The sequence below is a fragment of the Myxococcus sp. XM-1-1-1 genome (genome assembly GCF_020037095.1).
GTDB lineage: Bacteria > Myxococcota > Myxococcia > Myxococcales > Myxococcaceae > Myxococcus > Myxococcus fulvus.
Map to the genome: position 1 here is coordinate 270379 of NZ_JAIQDH010000004.1, position 17440 is coordinate 287818.

Annotated in this window: 12 protein-coding genes; 8 read left to right on the top strand and 4 right to left on the bottom strand. The window is 71.5% G+C overall.

Going from position 1 to position 17440, the window contains the following annotated elements; translation table 11 throughout:
- Nucleotides 1-12: 12 nt before the first annotated feature.
- The 6 genes from K8640_RS11555 (at nt 13) to K8640_RS11580 (ending at nt 5985) form a co-directional block, all read left to right on the top strand.
- Nucleotides 13-612: a hypothetical protein gene (locus K8640_RS11555; protein WP_223747098.1), complete on the top strand. Its 600-nt coding sequence runs from the start codon at nt 13-15 to the stop codon at nt 610-612.
- The gene (queC, locus tag K8640_RS11560; protein ID WP_141324036.1) at nt 612-1310 is read left to right on the top strand and encodes a 7-cyano-7-deazaguanine synthase QueC; all 699 of its coding nucleotides are present in this window, start codon (nt 612-614) and stop codon (nt 1308-1310) included. Before K8640_RS11555 ends, queC begins: the two co-directional genes overlap by 1 nt.
- Entirely contained in the window at nt 1307-1966 is a 660-nt protein-coding gene (ddpX, locus tag K8640_RS11565; RefSeq protein WP_223747099.1) for a D-alanyl-D-alanine dipeptidase, read from the top strand. Before queC ends, ddpX begins: the two co-directional genes overlap by 4 nt.
- A 73-nt stretch (nt 1967-2039) precedes the next feature.
- Nucleotides 2040-3452: a von Willebrand factor type A domain-containing protein gene (locus K8640_RS11570; protein ID WP_223747100.1), complete on the top strand. Its 1413-nt coding sequence runs from the start codon at nt 2040-2042 to the stop codon at nt 3450-3452.
- Between the two features lie 8 nt (nt 3453-3460).
- Nucleotides 3461-5284, top strand: a complete 1824-nt coding sequence (locus K8640_RS11575) for a HAMP domain-containing sensor histidine kinase (RefSeq protein ID WP_223747101.1) — start codon at nt 3461-3463, stop codon at nt 5282-5284.
- Nucleotides 5281-5985, top strand: a complete 705-nt coding sequence (locus tag K8640_RS11580; RefSeq protein WP_223747102.1) for a response regulator transcription factor — start codon at nt 5281-5283, stop codon at nt 5983-5985. Before K8640_RS11575 ends, K8640_RS11580 begins: the two co-directional genes overlap by 4 nt.
- 6 nt (nt 5986-5991) lie before the next feature.
- On the opposite strand, the gene K8640_RS11585 is transcribed toward K8640_RS11580, so the two are convergent.
- A complete protein-coding gene (locus K8640_RS11585; protein WP_223747103.1) occupies nt 5992-6906 on the bottom strand; it encodes a hypothetical protein in 915 nt (304 codons plus the stop codon).
- A complete protein-coding gene (locus K8640_RS11590) occupies nt 6903-8738 on the bottom strand; it encodes a protein-arginine deiminase domain-containing protein (RefSeq protein ID WP_223747104.1) in 1836 nt (611 codons plus the stop codon). The genes K8640_RS11585 and K8640_RS11590 overlap by 4 nt, the downstream gene beginning before the upstream one ends.
- A 163-nt stretch (nt 8739-8901) precedes the next feature.
- On the opposite strand from K8640_RS11590, the gene K8640_RS11595 reads away from it, so the two are divergent.
- Nucleotides 8902-10506, top strand: coding sequence for a DUF1800 domain-containing protein (locus tag K8640_RS11595; RefSeq protein ID WP_223747105.1), 1605 nt, complete (start codon nt 8902-8904; stop codon nt 10504-10506).
- A 6-nt stretch (nt 10507-10512) separates the two neighbouring features.
- On the opposite strand, the gene K8640_RS11600 is transcribed toward K8640_RS11595, so the two are convergent.
- Nucleotides 10513-15342: an alpha/beta fold hydrolase gene (locus tag K8640_RS11600; protein ID WP_223747106.1), complete on the bottom strand. Its 4830-nt coding sequence runs from the start codon at nt 15340-15342 to the stop codon at nt 10513-10515.
- A 306-nt stretch (nt 15343-15648) separates the two neighbouring features.
- Nucleotides 15649-16569, bottom strand: coding sequence for a LysR family transcriptional regulator (locus K8640_RS11605; RefSeq protein ID WP_223747107.1), 921 nt, complete (start codon nt 16567-16569; stop codon nt 15649-15651).
- Nucleotides 16570-16673: 104 nt separating this feature from the next.
- Between K8640_RS11605 and K8640_RS11610 the strand changes: the two genes are divergently transcribed.
- The gene (locus K8640_RS11610) at nt 16674-17378 is read left to right on the top strand and encodes a type 1 glutamine amidotransferase domain-containing protein (protein ID WP_223747108.1); all 705 of its coding nucleotides are present in this window, start codon (nt 16674-16676) and stop codon (nt 17376-17378) included.
- The last annotated feature ends 62 nt before the right edge of the window (nt 17379-17440 follow it).

Sequence of the window (17440 nt, forward strand, 5' to 3'; positions counted from 1 at the left end):
CTGCCCGGCCGTATGCGCCTGAAGCCCCTGCTGCTCTCCGTCCTCCCCGCCGCCGCCGTCGTCGCGGCCATGGCCTGCAACACGGACCCGGTGTACCCAGGCAACCAGTTCCTGGGCACCTTCCAGTTCGAGGCCCGACTGGACCCGGCGAACACCACCTGCGACGCCTCCATGCCGGAGTTCGCGCAGGTGGACGACGCGGGCGTGTTCCGCTTCGAGGGCACGTTCTCCCGCAACGAGGACGGCGGCCCGGGGTGGTTCACCGTGCAGGGCTTCAACCGCGACGCGAAGTTCGAGGGGCAGCAGGTCGACTCCATGCTCCGCGCGACGTCGCTGCGCGCGTCCTGTGGCAGCACCTGCAAGGACTCCCAGATTGAGGAGTCCCTGAAGGTGACGCTCTTCAGCGACAGCCAGGCGCGGCTGCTCAACCGCGACTGCAACGGCTTCGACGGCGGCATCCCCGACGCCAGCCCGCCGGCCCCCACGGAGAGTGGCTACGACGTGGCGCTCGCGTGTGGCGCGCTGACGGACGTCTTCCTGCCGGGCTCGTGTACGTGTAATCCGACGACGTGCAGGACTGCGTACAAGGTGCAGGGAGTGCGGAGGGACTGATGACGAAGCGTGCGGTGGTGCTGACCTCGGGGGGCCTGGACTCGACGACGTGCGTGGCCATGGCGAAGGCGAAGGGCTTCGAGCCGGTGTGCCTGGCGGTGGCGTATGGCCAGCGGCACGCGGTGGAGCTCGAGCGGGCGCGCGAGGTGGCGACGGCCCTGGGCGTGAAGGACTTCCGGGTGGTGGGCATCGACCTGCGCCAGGTGGGCGGCTCCGCGCTGACTGCGGACATCGACGTGCCCAAGGACCGGCCCGCGGACGAGATGAGCCACGGCGTCCCGGTGACGTACGTGCCCGCGCGCAACGCGCTGTTCCTCTCGCTGGCGCTGGGACTGGCCGAGGTGGTGGGCGCCACCGACATCTACATCGGCGTCAACGCGGTGGACTACAGCGGCTACCCCGACTGCCGGCCGGAGTTCATCCGCTCCTTCGAGGCGATGGCCAACCTGGCGACGAAGGCGGGCGTCGAGGGCGCGCGCTTCACGGTGCACGCGCCGCTGTCCGGCCTGACGAAGGCGGACATCATCCGCGAGGGCGTCCGTCTGGGCGTGGACTACGGCATCACCCACTCCTGCTACGACCCGGACGCGCAGGGCCGCGCCTGCGGGCGCTGTGACAGCTGCCTGCTGCGCAAGAAGGGCTTCGAGGAGGCCGGCGTGCCGGACCCGACGCGCTACACGGTGGAGGCCGGAGCATGAGGACGTGGGTACTCGTGGCGGCGCTGGGCCTGTCGACTCCGGTGCTCGCGGAGGATGCGGGGAAGAAGAAGGCCAGGCCCGCGAGCACCTCGCCGCTGGTGGACGCCTCCACGGTGGTGGAGGACCTGGCGCTGGACCTGCGCTATGCGACGGAGGACAACTTCCTGAAGAAGAAGGTGTACCCGGACACGGCGCGCTGTCTGCTGCTGCCGGAGTCCGCGCGCAAGCTGAAGGCGGCCGCGGACGTGCTCCGGCCCAAGGGCTACCGGCTCAAGGTCTACGACTGCTACCGGCCCCGCGCGGTGCAGTGGGAGATGTGGAAGATCATGCCCGTGCCCGGCTACGTGGCGGACCCGCGCAAGGGCTCCAACCACAACCGGGGCGGCGCGGTGGACCTGACGCTGGTGACGCTGGACGGGCAGGAGGTGGAGATGCCCACCGCCTTCGACACCTTCACGCCCGCCGCGCACCACGGCTACGCGGGAGGCACCGAGGCGTCGCGCCGTCATCGCGAGGTGCTGCGCGAGGCGATGCTGGGCGCGGGCTTCACGCCCAACCGCATGGAGTGGTGGCACTACGACTTGCCGGACGCGAAGTCGCGGCCGGTGCTGGATGTGCCCTTCACGTCGGAGAAGCAGGGCGGGCAGGCGGGCTGACGGCGCCATGATGGAACCGTGATGATGCCGGCGGGCCGCCTGCGGCAGGCTTCGCACCATCCCAAGGAAGGCCGTGCCCGGTGTCCGCGTGAAGCCCTCGACGAAGAGCGCCCTGCTTCGCTCCCTCTGCGGAGTCCTCCTGTGCCTCGCCGCTCCGGCGTGGGCCCAGGTGGGCGAGGTGACGGGCGTGGTCTCCGAGGCCAAGGACGCGCGTCCCCTGGCGGGCGTGAAGGTCCACGCCACGTCCCCCGTGCTGCCCTCACCGCGCACCGTGACGACGGATGAGCGGGGCCAGTATCGGCTCGCGTCCCTGCCGGTGGGGCTCTACACGCTGCGCTTCGAGAGGGAGTCCTTCCAGCCCGTCACCCGCGAGGGCGTGCGCGTGGAGGCGGGACGGACGCTCGGCGTGGCGGTGGCGCTCCAGGCGCTGCCCGTGTCGCATCATCCCTTCGCGTCCCTGACGCCGTTCGCGCCGCCGCTGCGACTGGAGTCGGACGGAGTCGCCTGGATGGCGGTGCCCCGCGAGGGAGACATCCGGGACCGCGCGCCGCCGTGGGCGCTGCCTCAGGTGTCGCTGCTCGCCGCCGAGGGCTCCGGTGAGCGCCGCTATGTGCCGGGCAGCAAGTTCCTGCGCGACTCGGACCTGCGGGGCCATGGCGTCAACCCCACCATCGACACCGAGGAGGAGAACGCCTCCACGTACCCGCTGCGGGTGAGCACGGCCTCGTACGCGCTGACGCGGGGCCACCTGGAGCGCGACTCGCTCCCGGCCGAGGAGGCGGTGCGGGTGGAGGACTTCGTCAACAGCTTCTCTCCCAAGGAGGGCGGCGAGAACGCGGGTCCGTTCATCGTCGACGTGGAGGGGTTCCCCTCGCCCAGCCGCAAGGGCTACCACGTGGTGCGCGTGACGCTGCGCACGCGCGCGGCCTTCAGCGACGTGGGCGTGCAGCTCGAGTTCGACAAGCGCGCGGTGGCCCGCTATCGCCTGGTGGGCTACGAGAATCCGTCCGCGACCCCTCCGGAGCCGCTCGGCGACGACGTGACGCCGGACCCCGTGCCCCTGGCCGCGGGCGCGTCCGTCACCGCCATCTACGAGGTGAAGCTGATTGCTCCGGCCATCGCCTTCGGTGTCCTGCGCATCCTCTACGAGGAGGGCGAGGACACCATGTGGCGCCGCGCGCACAAGCTGTTGCCCTCCAGCGCCCTGCGCTCGTCCATGGCGCGCGCCTCGGCCGACACGCGGCTGGCCTACGTGGCCGCCGCCTTCGCGGAGAAGCTGCGCGGCTCACCGTGGACGCGCTCGCTCGACTGGGCGCGGCTGCACGCGCTCTGGCAGGACCTGGGTGAGCCGCTGGTGAGCCGGCCGGACGTGGCGAACCTGGGCGCGCTCATCAAGAAGGCGGGGACGCTCGACACGCGCAAGGAGCGCCCCGGCGCGGATGGCGCGAGCCTGGACCCCGACCTGCTCCCGAGCTCCGGGAGGTAGCCGCGACGATGCTCCGCCGGCTGCTGCCCATGCTCGTCGCGCTGGTGCTCGGTCTCCTCGGGCTCGCCTGGGGACTGGGCTCCCTGCACCGCATCTTCGCCGAGGAGCGCGAGGACGCCCGGCGCTCACTCGACTCGCGGCGCGAGGCCCTGGAGCAGTACGCCCGCGCGTCCCTGACGCAGACGCTGAGGGACCGTCTGGAGGCGGCGAGGCCCGCGCTGGAGGCCGCGGTGACGGACCCGCTGGCGCCCGCCACGGGACTCTACCTGCGCGAGCGCGGCACCCAGGTGCTGCCCCGGCTGGCGCTCCACGACACCGGCGAAGACGCCCCCGCGAGCGAGCGGTACGCGCGGCTGCGCGCGGGCACCGAGGTGGCGGAGGACAAGGACGACCCGTGGGCGGAGCGGCTCGCGAGGACCCGCGCGGTGGAGACGGCGCTCGCCCGAGGCGACCGTCGAGCCTCCACGGTGGCGTTGATGGCGCTGCTCCAGCACCGCTCGCAATACGTGCTCGCCTCGACCCGGGATGTGCCCGGTCTGCTCGTGGTGCTGGAGGCCCTGGCGGAGAAGGGCGACCCGGTGCCGCAGCTCATGCAGGCGCTGGTGCGCGAGGGGCTGTCGGACGGCCGCGGGGGGCGGTTGGACGGCTTGCAGCGCCTGCTGTTGTCGCGCCGCTCGCGCTTCACGCCCACGGACTTCCAGTTCCTGCTCACGCGCGTGGCGGCGCTCTCGTCGAAGGTGGGCGCGCCTGTTGAGGACTTGCGGGCCCGCGCGAGCGAGCTCGTGAAGAGCCCCTTGCCGCTGCCGGACTCGCTCCCCGGCCCGGCCCTGGTGCGCGCGGGGTGGTACCTGGAGCCGCGCGGAGGCAACCAGGTGCGCGGCGTGGCGGTGGACGCGGGTGTGCTGCTCGCGTCGCTCACGCGGGAGATGCGCGAGCGCGGGCTCCTGGACGTCGAAGGAACGGTGAAGCTGCTCGGTGACGCGCCCGTGGTGGCCGTGGACGCGCTGCCCTTGTCGGTGGTGACGCCCGAGTGGGGCCGCGCCGAGACGGCGCTGGAGCGGCGCTACCGGCTGAAGACGGGCATGGTGCTGTTGTGCGCGGGGCTGGCGGTGGGCATCGCCGCGCTGGCCTTCCTCGCGCAGCACCGCAAGTACCGCTTCCTGGAGCTGAAGAGCGACTTCGTGGCCACGGTGTCCCACGAGCTGCGCACGCCGCTGGCCTCCATCCGCCTGCTCGCGGAGACGCTCGAGTGGCGGCTGGCCGAGGGCGCCGAGGCGCGTGACTACCCGGGCCGAATCGTCCGCGAGGCGGACGGCCTGGGCTTCCTGGTGGAGAACCTGCTGTCCTTCAATCGCATCGACAAGGGCCGCTGGGTGGCGCGGCTGGAGCCGGTGCGCCTGGAGGAGCTGGTGGCGCTGATGCGTCGTGACTTGGAGGCCTGGTCCAAGGTGCCGGTGGAACTGGAGGCGCACGTGGGCGAGCTGTCCCTGCGCGCCGACTCCCAGCTGCTGCGCCTGCTGCTCTCCAACCTCGCGCGCAACGCGTGCGCCTACAACACCCGGCAGCCGGTGCGCCTGCGCGTGGAGGCGCTGCCCGGCGGGCGCGTGCGCTTCTCCGACAACGGCGTGGGCATTCCGCCCCAGGACTGGGAGCGCGTCTTCGGCGAGTTCGTCCGCCTGCCCGGCCAGGGCCGCGAGGTGCCCGGCAGCGGCCTGGGCCTGGCGCTGTGCCGGCGCATCATGCGTCTTCACGGAGGCACCCTGCGCGTGGTGGCCTCCAGTCCTGAAGGCACCACCTTCGAGCTCTCGTTTCCTCCGACTGCGACGATATGAACCCCACCCAGCCCACCATCCTCCTCGTGGAGGACGATCCGAACCTGCGGCTCGCGCTGCGTGACAGCCTGGAGCACCAGGGCGGCTACGCCGTGGAGGAGGCCTCCTCCGTGCGCGAGGCCCGCGAACACCTCTCCCGCGGCGCCTTCCAGCTCATCCTCCTGGACGTCATGCTGCCGGACGGCGACGGCTACTCGCTGTGCCGCGCGCTGCGCGAGGAGGGCGTCGGCACGCCGGTGTTGATGCTCACCGCGCGCACGCTGGAGGACGACGTGGTGCGCGGCTTCGAGGCGGGCGCGCAGGACTACCTGGGCAAGCCCTACCGGCTGCGGGAGCTGCTCGCGCGAGTGGGCGCGCTGGTGCGCCGCGCGGGAGGCGCCGCGCCCGCCAAGCAGGTGCGCTTCGGCGGCTACCGGATGGACCTGGACCGCCGCAAGGTGGAGAACCCCGACGGCGCGAGCGTGGAGCTGACGCGCACGGAGTTCGACCTGCTGGCCTTCCTGGTGAAGGAGCGCGAGCGGGTGCTGCGCCGGGACGACATCCTGGACGCGGTGTGGGGGCGCGACGTCGTCGTGGACCCGCACACCGTGGACAACTTCGTCTCCAGCTTGAAGAAGAAGCTGGGGTGGAACAGCGCCTCGCGCTTCGCCATCCAGACGGTGCGCGGGGTGGGCTACCGCATGGAAATCGAGGCGCCCTGAGGTCCCTCAGCGCAGCGGGTTGTTGACCACCTGCCGCTCCAGGGACTCCAGGCCCGCGCGCTGCGCATCCGGCGTCCGCGTCCGGGCTGTCTGGACGAGCGTGAGCGTCTCCGGCGCGTCCACGCGCAGCACCGCCTGGGTGAGGGCGCGCTGGGTGTCTCCCGAGTAGTCCGTCCACGCGTGGACCAGGGCCTCCGCGGCCATGCGGCGCACGGCGCCTTCCTCCTCGCGGTGCTTCACCTGCGGCGTCTTCCAGGCCCACGCGGAGCCGATGTCACCGAGTGCCTGCGCGACGCGGCGGGCGACCTCCGGCTCGGGCCGTGCCGCGAGCGCCTCCGCCAGCCGCTGCGCCACCGTCAGCCTGCGGCAGGACCCCATGGCGCGCAGCACCGTGAGCCCGCGAGTGCCCGACTCGCCAGACAGCGTGATGAGCAGCGTCGCGGCCTCGTCCGACTCCAGCTTCGCCAGCGCGGTCGCCGCCGCACGGCGCGCGGGACGTCGGGTCTCCGGACCTTCGAGCAGGTGCTTCCACAGGGGCAACAGCCGCGCGTCCCGCAGCTCGCCGGTGGCTTCAATCATCCCCACTTGAAGGGCCAGCTTCGCGGAGTCGCGCTCGGGCTGGGATGCCTGCCCCGTGTCGAACGCGAGCCGCTCCACCATGGGCCACAGCCCCTGGGGGCCGAGCTGGCGGAACAGCGGCGCGACGGCGGCGAGGGTCCCGCGCTTGCGCGCATCCCAGACGCCCACCTGGGCGACGGCCGCCTCCAGCCGCGTGAAGGCCTCGGGCGTCTGCTGACGCGCCTTCGCCACCTCCTCGCGCAGCGCGCCCAGGCCGTCCGTCTGCGCGAGGGCGGGCAGGGTGAGCAGCATCACCATCAACGACAGGGCGGCGCGCGGGCCGCGTGACAGCACGGAACTCATCGGTCGCCCTCCCACCACTTCACGGGGGACGGGACGCGCGCGGCGTTCGTCGCGCAATGCACCTCACCACCCCCCACGTGGTAGAGGTCCCAGGTGTCGGACCAGTGCACGCGGATGCCGTGCGGTGCCAGGGCCTGCTCCAGTTGCGCCTTGAAGAGGTCCTTCCCGTCGATGACGGGGCCATGCGGGTCCGGCGCGATGACGAGCGAGCGAGACACCGACAGCAGGTTCACCGTGCCGGGCTGCAGCGCCGTCGCGCCGTGGGTCGAACCCTGGAAGAGGAAGGGCACACGGACGAGCTCCGCGTCGGTGATTCCCGTCTCCTCGCGGAGCACGGCCAGCTGCTCCTCGATTTCGAGCGCGGCCATCGCGTTGGTGTCCATCACCCCGGCGTGGTCCAGCAGCATCGACACCGTCATCTCCGCCGGCTGCTCCAGCACCCAGCGCTTGCCCTCGAAGAGCTTCGCCTCGCCATGGCCCCGCGCCCGCGCGTCCATCAACATGCGCCGCGCCAGGGCCGGGTCGGCCACCAGGGCAATCCACCCGCGCGGCGAGTCCACCGGCAGGAAGCTCACCGTCTCATCCACGTGCGCCACGGCGAGCCACGACGTGTCCAGGTACACCACCGGCTGGACGGCCTGCGCGTCGAGCATCCGCGTGAAGCTCGGGTCCAGCTGGAAGTCCGGCTCGGAGTCAGGGCCCCTGCCGCGCAGCAGCCGGCCCAGCGGATACTTCACGCCGTCCTTCTCGTAGGGCGGGATGACCTCCGTGTTGCCCATGGAGTTGAGGGTCTGCGATTCGGGCGACAGGCCCGACTGGTACTGCTGCACCGCCGCCTGGTCCCGGCCGCGCAGCCAGTAGACGATGCGGCCGGCCTCGCGCAGCGGCACCGGGCGCTCGTTCGTGTTGACGTTGGCCGAGCGGAGGTTGACCTGGATGACGTGCTGTCCGCCGCCCTCGGTGGGCAGCGCCATGTACGCGGGCTCGAAGTAGTCCTGGGCCCACAGGTCATCCACCGCGAACTCGGAGAAGAGCGTGGGCTCCCGCGAGCTGACGAGCGCGCCGCCCAGGTCCTCGCGGAAGAGCGCAGACGCCTCGGTGTCCAGGCGCGACACGTAGACGTTGCGCACCGGCGTCAGGTGATGGAACAGCACCACGGGCGCCACGCGCATCATCACCGTGTCCCGGAACAGCTCCTGCGGCCGGTCCACGTGGTAGATGGTCAGCGTCACCTCCACGCGGCCATCCCACACCGCGGCGTCCCGGACGATGTCGTTCGCTTCGATGGCCAGGTCCACGCCCTCGCGCAAGTCCCGGGCCGACAGCGGCAGCACGTTGGCGATGCGGAACGACAGGAACTCCCCATCCATGCGCTTGAACAGACGCACCTTGTCCGAGCCCGCGCCCGTCACGGACACGCTGCCCACCGCGTAGCTCGGCGCTCCGGGCCACGGCGCGACACGCAGCCGCGCGAGGTCCTTCAAGTCCTCCTCGCCGTTGACCTCGGTGTCCTGCGCGTCGTTGCAGCCGGCGAGCTGCTCGTCGCTGAGCTGGGTGAAGGACGGACTGAAGGGACAGGCCTTCTGGTCGTCGTCGATGTTGGCCAGGAAGATGGCGCCACGCTCGGCGCTCCAGGTCTCCTCGCCGGCTTCGTCCCGCTCGTCGACCACGCCGTCGCGGTTGACGTCCGCGAGCAGGTCCACGTGCGGCTCGAACGGCGCGGTGAGCCGGTCCGAGTTGCTGCCGGTGTCACCACCGGAATCGAAGAGGGCGGAGCACCCGCCGAGCATCACCAGCGAGAGCAGCCACCCCAGGGGCGCGGGGGTCTTCATCGTTGGCCTCCATACGAAAAGCAGCGGGGCTCGGGTACAAGCAACGGTTGGTGCGAGCCAGCAGGTGTTCAGGAGGCAAGGGATGTTTGACAGGGTGGGCGAGCAGGCATCTCGGAGCGCGGGTCGTAACCTCGCGCGTGCTCGTGGGTTCTCGGAGGCAGCCATGCGCCTCGTGTCCCTCGGTTTCCTGTCGGCCTTGCTGCTCTCATGTGCGAGCACTTCACACCCGGCGCGGAGTGAGGCGCCTGTCGAGGACTTCGGACCGGGCGCGGAGGTGCACCTGCTGCAGCGATGGGCCTTCGGTCCGTCGGCGCGGGAGCTGGCGGAGGTGCGTCGCCTGGGCGTGCGCGGTTGGGTGGAGGCGCGGCTCGTGCGTCGGGACGCGCCGATGTCACCGGCGCTGGCCGGGAAGCTCCAGGCCCTGCCCACGTTGGAGATGTCGATGCCCCAGCTGCTCGACGCGTACCCGAACCGGAAGGAGCGGGAGCAGGCGCTCCTGGATGGCCGCGAGCTGGAGCGCCCGGCGCGAATCGGTGAGGAGCTCTCCGCGGCGAAGCTGCTGCGCGCCGTCGAGGGACCGAATCCGCTCGAGGAGGTGCTGGTGGACTTCTGGTTCAACCACTTCAACGTCTCCGCGGACAAGGGCGTGGTGCGGTGGATGGTGACGTCGTACGAGCGCGACGCCATCCGTCCGCATGTCTTCGGGCGCTTCCGGACGTTGCTCGGCGCCACGGCGCGCCACCCGGCGATGCTCGTCTATCTGGACAACTGGAGGAGCACGCGTGACGGCATGCCGGAGCGGGGCCGCGCGCGGAGGGACGTGGAGGACGAGGGCGAGGCGGAGATGGACGCCGAGCCCAGACCGGGGCTCAACGAGAACTACGCGCGGGAGCTGCTGGAGCTGCACACGTTGGGCGTGGAGGGCGGCTACTCGCAGACGGACGTCCGCGAGGTGGCGCGGTGCTTCACGGGGTGGAGCGTGAAGAAGCCGCGCGAGGCGCCCCAGTTCGTCTTCCGTCGTCGGGCGCATGACCCGGGGGCGAAGCGTGTGCTGGGGCAGGAGTTCGCGGCGGGAGGTGGGGAGGCGGATGGGGAGCGGGTGTTGGACGTGCTCGCGCGGCATCCGTCCACGGCGCGGCATCTGGCGACGAAGCTGGCGCGGCGCTTCGTGTCGGACTCGCCGCCGCCGGCGCTGGTGGACCGGTTGGCGAAGGTGTTCCTCGACACGGACGGGGATTTGTCGTCGGTGTATCGCGCGCTGTTGGACGCGCCGGAGTTCTGGGCGCCCGAGGCGCGTGGGGCGAAGGTGAAGACACCCTTCGAGTTCGTGGTGTCCGCGTTGCGTGCGACGGGGGCGGAGGTGCAGGTGCAGCCCCGGCTGGTGCAGGCGGTGGCGAAGATGGGGGAGCCCCTGTACCGGGCGCCTGCGCCCACGGGCTTCCCCGAGGTGGCGGCGCCGTGGGTGAACAGCGGCTCGCTGGTGGCGCGGCTGAACTTCGGGTTGGACCTGGTGTCCGGCAGGATGCCTGGAGCGCGCGTGGTGATGGAGACCGTCGCGTGGCCCGCAGCGCCCACGGCGGAGGCGTGGCTGGAGGCGCTCGGGCTCGCGCTCCTGGGCACACCGCCGTCGGAGGCGACGAAGGCGACGGTGCTCGACGCGCTCTCCCGCCGGAAGGAATCGGCGAGCGCCGAGGCGGAGCGAGGGCCCGTCGACGTGGCCCTCATCGCCGGCCTGCTGCTGGGCTCACCGGAGTTCCAGCGGCAGTAGGGGCCGTCACTCCGCGGACGCGCCTTGCTGGAACCCCTCGCCTCGGGACTTGAAGGGCGTGGCGCCACCCACGATTTCATTCCGGGGCGGAGGGGTGTTCGTGGGGCACTCGACGCCGGAGAGGTAGTCGAGCCCGTGGAGGTCGTGGTTCTGGAGGAAGCGGCGGATGAGGTCGGCCATCTCCTCGGGACGCTCCATCAGGACCAGGTGGTCGGCCTCCCGGATGGTGGTGAACAGCGCGCCGGGAATCGTCGCGGCCAGGTTGCGCACATGGGCTGGCGGAGTGAGCGGGTCGAACTCGCCGGTGAAGGCGAGGACGGGGCGCTTCAGGATGCGCAGGCTCGGGTCCCGGGCCTCGGCGATCAACCGGTTCTGCACGTCGGCGTAGCGAAGCGCCTCGCGCGGCGTGACGGCATGGAAGGCCTTCTCCACCAGCACCCGCGTGGCCTCCGCTTCACGCACGTGGTTGCGCGGGTCCTGGTTCATGGTCGCCTCCACCAGGCCCTGGACGAACGTGTCGAGCTCTCCCTCCAGGATCTGCTCGGCGCGGATGTCGATGCGCACGGCGGACTGGTCGGGGAGCTCCGTCGCCGCCCCCACCAGGATGAGGCGGTCGATGCTGTCCGGATAGCGGTGCGCGAACTCGTAGGCCGTCGAACCGCCGTAGGAGATGCCGATGACGTTGATGCGCGGATGGCCCAGGTGCGCGCGCAGGTGCTCCAGACAATCCGCGAGGAAGTCGAAGCCGAACTCCGGCGCCAGGTCGTCCGCCACGCCCGTACCGGGCAGGTCCGCCATGATGAGCGTGCCGAGCGGATGCAGCAGGTGCTCGAGCTTCGGCAGCGCATACATGTCCTGGAAGGCGCCGCTGATGATGAGCAGCGGCGACTCGATGAGCGGCTTCTCGGGACCCGGCACCACGCGGTAGGCGTAGCGCAGCCCCCGGAAGCTCACGAACTGCGTCTCGGACGTCGAGTCCCCCGCGAGCAGCGCCGCCAGCGCGTTGACCGTGCGGCAGCGCAGCACCTCCGCCCAGCGGACCTCGCGCTCGAAGGCCGTCTCCAATGCACGGTGCAGCTGCGCCAGTTGGATGGAGTTGCCGCCCACATCGAAGAAGTCGTCGTCGACGCCGACGTCGGGCTGTCCGAGCGCGTCGGCGAAGAGGCGGCGAATCTTCCGCGTCGAGTCCGTCGCTTCCACCACCGGCTGGATGGCCTCGGTGGCCTCGGCCGCAGAGATGGAGACCGGAACCCCCGCCGCGTCCACGATGCGAATCGGCGCGAGGGAAATCTTCGCCAGCTCGACATGGCGCGAGGCGCCCCGAGCGACGATGCGGCGCAGCGCGCGCGGACGGCCGTCCAACCTCGCGCGGAAGTGATGTCCTCCCGAAAGGAACCCGACCCAGCTGACGGTGTGCGGCGCGGCGGCGGCGATGGCCAGCGACTCCAAAGCCTGCGCGGGCTCCATGATGGCGTGGCCCCGCGCCGCGGCCTGCCCCGTCACCTCCAGGTCCGCGGTGCGCTCATCGCGCCAGTAGCTCCAGCCGATGCTCTGGCAGACAGGCGCGTCCGCCGCCCCGCGGCTCTGTGCGTGACACTGCTCGGCGAAGGCCTCGAGCGTGGCGTTGCCGGCGGCATGCGCGCCCTGGAGCGCCCCGCCCACGGCGCCGACGACCGAGGAGAACAGGATGAGGCGACAACCAGGACGGTGCTTCGCGACGCGCCACAGACTCCATGCACCCGCGAGCTTCGGGTCCAGCGTGGCGGCCAGGTCTCCGGGCGCGAGCTGGAGCAGGGTCTTCTCCGCGTAGTGCCCCGCCAGGTGCAGCATCCTGTCGACCGGCCGCGACCAGTGCGCCTCCGCCTGCTCGATGGCGGCGCGCACGGCGTCCGCGTCTCCGACGTCGACGGCGCGATACAGCACCTCGCCTCGACTCCGCAGCGCCGCCAGGGCCGCGCGTGACACCTCGGGCAGGCCCGCCTCGGGCGTACGGCCGAGCAGCAGCACCCGGGCCTGGTACCGGGTGACGAGCCACTCGGTGAGGACCCGACCCACGTGACCCAGCCCCCCGGTGATGACGAACAGGCTGTTCGGCTCGAAGCCGGGCACGTCGATGAGCGAGCCCTCCGCGTGCGTGGGCACCATCCTCGCCACGTGGCGACCCTCCGCCCTCCAGGCGACGAGGGGCTCGACGCTGAGCGCATCGACCTCGGCCAGGATGCGGCGCGCGTTGCCCTCCGAAGCTCCAGCGGGCAGGTCCACGTGGCTCGTGCGCAGCCAGGGCAGCTCGAGCTGCGCGGTCGCCAACAGGCCGCGCAGGGGCGCGTGATGCACGGCGACCTGGTCGTCCTCACCGACGCGCAGGCTGTGGCTGGCGATGACCTTCAACAGCACCTGCTCGGGCCGCTGCGCATCGAGGGCACCGAGCAGCGGGACGAGCCAGCCACACGCCCGCAGGCAGGCCTCACGCTGCGCCTCGAAGGACTCGGGGACGCCCATCGCGGAGGGCGCGGAGAGGTGGAGGATGTGTCGGGGCAGCAGCCCCTCCTCGCGCAGCTGCTTGAAGAGCTGGAGGTGGTGGACCGGGTTCTCCACATCCAGGCGATAACGGCGCGGTCCCTCTTGGATGAGCCCGGGCGTCGAGGCCGGGATGAGGGTGACATGCGGCTGGTCGCGACGCTCCAGCTCCTGGCGGAGGGCCTCACCCAGTCGCGCGTCATCCTCGATGAGGAGCGCCACGGAGGTCCGCTCCGCGCCATGCACGTCGGTGTCCAGCGGCGCCGCGGGCCAGGTGGTCCGGTAGAACCACGCTGGCAGCCGCTCGTGCGTGTCCGCGCGAGGCTTCGCCGCCTCCAGCTTCGCCGCGTAGCGACTGGCGAGCTGCGTGCGCTGAATCTTGCCCAGGTCCGTCTTGGGGATGTCCGCGCGCTCGACGGGGACGAGGTGGTGGGGCTGGACGCCATGGTTCCTGGCCACCGCGGCGCGGATGCTGCGCAAGGCCTCCTGCTCGTTCGTGCCCGGCAGCAGGTGGAAGAAGAGCGCGAGCTGGTCCGTCGACGCTCCACTCAAGCGGAGCGCACACGCGGCGGTGAACGAGCGGTCGATGAACGGCAGCTCCTCCACGGTGGCTTCAATCTCGTGGCCGAAGTGGTTGGCGCCGTTGATGATGATGGTGTCGCGCGAGCGGCCGGTCAGCGTCAGGCGCCCGTCGCGCAGGAAGGCGCGGTCCCCGGTGCGGAACCAACCATCCTGCGTGAAGGACTCGCGGTTGACGGCGTCGTTGTCGACATAGCCGCGCAGCACCGACGGCCCCTGAATCTGCAGGGCGCCAATCTCCCCCTCGGGCAGCACCTGGTCCACGTCGTCCACGATGCGCAGTCGCACGCCCGGGATGGGCGGCCCGAGCGCGACGACGGAGTCCTCATCCGACGACGTGGAGAGGTTGAAGTCGGAGTGGTAGGTGACGCCCGACGAAGTCTCCGACATCCCCCATGCCGGCCATATGGCGGAGTCGCGCAGGCCGTGGGACGAAAGGGCCCGCAGGAACTCCCGCGCCGTCCTGGAGACGATGGCCTCGCCCCCGTTGACCAGGATGCGGACCCGGGAGAGGTCCCACCGCCGCGCCGACGGCTTGCGACCCAGCTCACCGACAATCAACCCGAAGGCGAAGTGGGGCGCCCAGCTCAGCGTGGCGCCGTGGCGCTCCATCCAATCGAGCCAGCGCAGGGGCTCGCCGAGGATGAGCTGCGTGGGGACATGCACCTCGGCGCAGGAGGAGAGGATGTCCCGGGTGTGGACCATCGCCAGGCTGCCGCCGTGCTCCAGCGGCATCCAGTGGAAGGACACGTCCTGGGGGCCCGTGTTCATCACCCGCGCGGTGCCACGAGCCTCGGTGAGGATGGCCTTGTGGCTCAGGGGCACTGTCTTGGGCGTGCCCGTGCTGCCGGAGGTGAACAGGAGCAGCGTGATGTCGTCGGGCGTCGCGTCCAGGTGCGGCTTCGCCGGCTCATGGCGGGCGAGCTCCTCGACGGTGGCCGTCCTCACCGTGTGGCCGTGGCTCGTGGCGAACGCCTGGAGTGAGGCCTGTTGCGAGGCGTCGATGAGGACGAGGGGCTCGCGCAGCGCCTTCCAGGCCGCCAGCAGCTTGCTCACCCCGGGAATCCCCTCGGCGTACTCGGCGGGAGTCGCGATGGGCGCGGGCACCAGGCCCGCGAGGATGCAGCCCCAGAACGCGGTGATGAAGTCGCGCGTCCCCGGCAACTGGAACATCACCCGCTGGCCCGCCGTGAGCCCCTCACTCCGCAGCCCTCCGGCGACTCGCAGGGCCCTCGACAGCAGCTCGCGGTAGGTGTCGGTCCGCTCCACGCCCTCCGCCTCGACGTGGACGATTCTCTGCTCCGGCGTCCGCGCCACCGCCGCGAGCAGGACCTCGGTCAACGTCCGCTCCGCGCCAGAAAGGGCCGGGCCACCGTCGGCGAGCGCTTCCCGGACCGAGTGTCCGGCAGTGCTCGTCGCGATGGCCGGAAGGTTGCTCCGGTCAACCATGGGGGAGGAGTCCGGCGCGCGTCGGAGCCTCAAGGCTCCGGGCGTGGAGTCCGCGTCGCCGACGGACACCTGGAAGTGTCCGGAGCCCAGCAGGGCGTCGACGACGCGTTGGCAGTGCATGACGAGTGTCTCGTCGAGCACCGCGAGGCCCAGGTCCTCCAGGTCACCTGGACGTCGCGAGGGCGGCAGGGCATGGACGAGGACGATGTCCAGGGGCCCGAGCTGTCGAGGACAGTGGGCGCGCAGGTGCTCGAGGACGGCTTGCTCGGTCAGGGGGCCTCGGGTGGCCACGTGGACCCGGAACCCCTCCTGGGCCGTCCCCGAGCTGGCGGTGCGAGGGGTGACGACACAATCCGCGACGGTCCTCATCTTCAAGACTGCGGCGCGAACGACGGCCTGCGTTTCGGGGTCCTGGTTCGACGACAACCGCATGGGCGCTCCCCCTCGAAGAATTTTGAGGGGGGATGGATAGGCAAGGCCTTGGGCACCGCCTACCGGTCCTGGCGTACGAGGCGGGTATCCGTGATTCCTTTCCAGACACGGCCGCTCCGCGCCCCGTCGGAGATTCGACGCTCCAGCGGGCCGTGACAGAACCCTTCATGCACGCTGGCCACGTCTGTCCTTCGTCAAGAGCCAGTCGCGGACCGCGAGGAATCGCGCGGTGGGCGCGGCGGCCTTGCGCCAGGCCACCCAGAGGGTCCCCGAGGGACGACGCGCTGCGCGTCGCGGTGCCTCGAGCGCTGCGACTCGGCCCTCGCGCAGTGCCGGCTGGACCAGGTAATCGGGCAGCACCGCCAACCCCACGCCCGCCTCCGCCAGCGCGAGCATCTCGTCGAGGTTGGCGATGCGGCAGACCACCTGCGTCGGCAGCGGCTCCTTCGCGCCGAAGGCCGCGCGCCACCAGGGCAGGAGCATGGCCAGGTCCGAGTCGAAGGCGACGAAGCGATGCGCGGCGAAGTCGCGGGCGCTCCTCGGTGTCCCCCAGCGCTTCAGGTAGCCGGGGGAGGCCACGGCGACGAACTGCTCCTGGGCCACCGGGTGCAGCTCCAGACCCGGAGCCTCGGGCAACAGACCGACGATGCCCAGGTCCAGCTCGCCGTCGAGGAGCCTGCGCGCGACGCGGCTGGGGACATCGAAGCGGACGTCCAGTCGCAGCTCGGGATGCGCCGCCAGGAGGGACGGCAGCCGCGGGCGCAGCCAGTAGCGGAAGAAGGGCCAGGGGCCGCCCAGCGCCACCTCGCCGCGCACCACGCGATGCGTCTCGGAGGCCTCCTCCACGGCGGCGTCCAGCGCGGGCAGGTGCTCTCCCAGTCGAGCGACGAGCGCCGCTCCGGCGGAGGTGAGCCGGGCCCTGCGCCCCACGCGCTCGAACAGCGCGACCCCCGTGTGTCGCTCGAGCGCCTTGAGCTGCTGTCCCACGGCGGACGCGGTGATGCCCAGTCGCGCCGCGGCGGCGGCGTGGGTCCCCGCGCGGCTGACTTCCCACAGCGTCCAGAGGGCTTCACGATTGCCAAGCATGGCTTGAGCTTATGTGAAGAAGCCCTCGGTTTTCTGGGCGGACCTCCAGGCGTATCCCTTTCGCCGTGGGGCCCCTCCTCGTGGGCCCGCGAGGGAGCCGTGTCATGGAAGAGATGCTGACCGCCGTGAAGGTCCTGTTGATTGTCACCAGCCACTCGCAGTTCGGGAACACGGGAGAGAAGACCGGCTTCTGGCTGGAGGAGCTGGCCGCGCCCTACGAGGCGTTCGTCGACGCGGGGGCGCAGGTGGACATCGCCTCGCCGGAGGGCGGGGCCGCGCCGGTGGACCCTCGCAGCGAGAAGGAGCAGACCGAGTCCACGAAGGCGTTCCTGTCGGATGCGCGGGCGAAGAAGAAGCTGGCGAACACGCTCAAGCTCGCGAAGGTGAAGGACTCGTACGACGCGTACTTCGTCGTGGGCGGGCACGGCGTGATGTGGGACCTGTCGAAGCACGCGCCCACGCACAAGCTGTTGTCCGCCGGGTACGCGCGGGGCGCGGTGGTGGCGGCGGTCTGCCACGGGCCCGCGGCGCTGGTGGGGGTGAAGGGGCCGGACGGGCAGCCGCTGGTGAAGGGCAAGCGCGTGGCGGGCTTCAGCAACGCGGAGGAGAAGGCGGCGAAGTTCGACGCCATCGTCCCGTTCGCGCTGGAGACGCGGCTGAAGGAACAGGGAGCCCGCTACGAGTCGGGCCCGCTGTGGGAGAGCTTCGTCGTGGCCGACGGCCGGCTCGTCACCGGGCAGAACCCGGCGTCGTCCGCCGCCACCGCGCGCGAGGTTCTCCGCCAACTGCGCGAGAAGAAGCAGCCCTGACGGAGGCTCGAGGCGGCGCCACCTGAACGATGTGCCGTCATGGGGGCGGAGGTGCGCTCGTA

What these genes read in the sequence shown, in the direction of transcription:
- K8640_RS11580 (WP_223747102.1), top strand. Translation starts at nt 5,281, where the DNA reads ATGAACCCCACCCAGCCCACCATCCTCCTCGTGGAGGACGATCCGAAC.
- K8640_RS11605 (WP_223747107.1), bottom strand. Translation starts at nt 16,569, where the DNA reads ATGCTTGGCAATCGTGAAGCCCTCTGGACGCTGTGGGAAGTCAGCCGC.
- K8640_RS11590 (WP_223747104.1), bottom strand. Translation starts at nt 8,738, where the DNA reads ATGAAGACCCCCGCGCCCCTGGGGTGGCTGCTCTCGCTGGTGATGCTC.
- K8640_RS11585 (WP_223747103.1), bottom strand. Translation starts at nt 6,906, where the DNA reads ATGAGTTCCGTGCTGTCACGCGGCCCGCGCGCCGCCCTGTCGTTGATG.
- K8640_RS11575 (WP_223747101.1), top strand. Translation starts at nt 3,461, where the DNA reads ATGCTCCGCCGGCTGCTGCCCATGCTCGTCGCGCTGGTGCTCGGTCTC.
- K8640_RS11610 (WP_223747108.1), top strand. Translation starts at nt 16,674, where the DNA reads ATGGAAGAGATGCTGACCGCCGTGAAGGTCCTGTTGATTGTCACCAGC.
- queC (WP_141324036.1), top strand. Translation starts at nt 612, where the DNA reads ATGACGAAGCGTGCGGTGGTGCTGACCTCGGGGGGCCTGGACTCGACG.
- ddpX (WP_223747099.1), top strand. Translation starts at nt 1,307, where the DNA reads ATGAGGACGTGGGTACTCGTGGCGGCGCTGGGCCTGTCGACTCCGGTG.
- K8640_RS11595 (WP_223747105.1), top strand. Translation starts at nt 8,902, where the DNA reads ATGCGCCTCGTGTCCCTCGGTTTCCTGTCGGCCTTGCTGCTCTCATGT.
- K8640_RS11555 (WP_223747098.1), top strand. Translation starts at nt 13, where the DNA reads ATGCGCCTGAAGCCCCTGCTGCTCTCCGTCCTCCCCGCCGCCGCCGTC.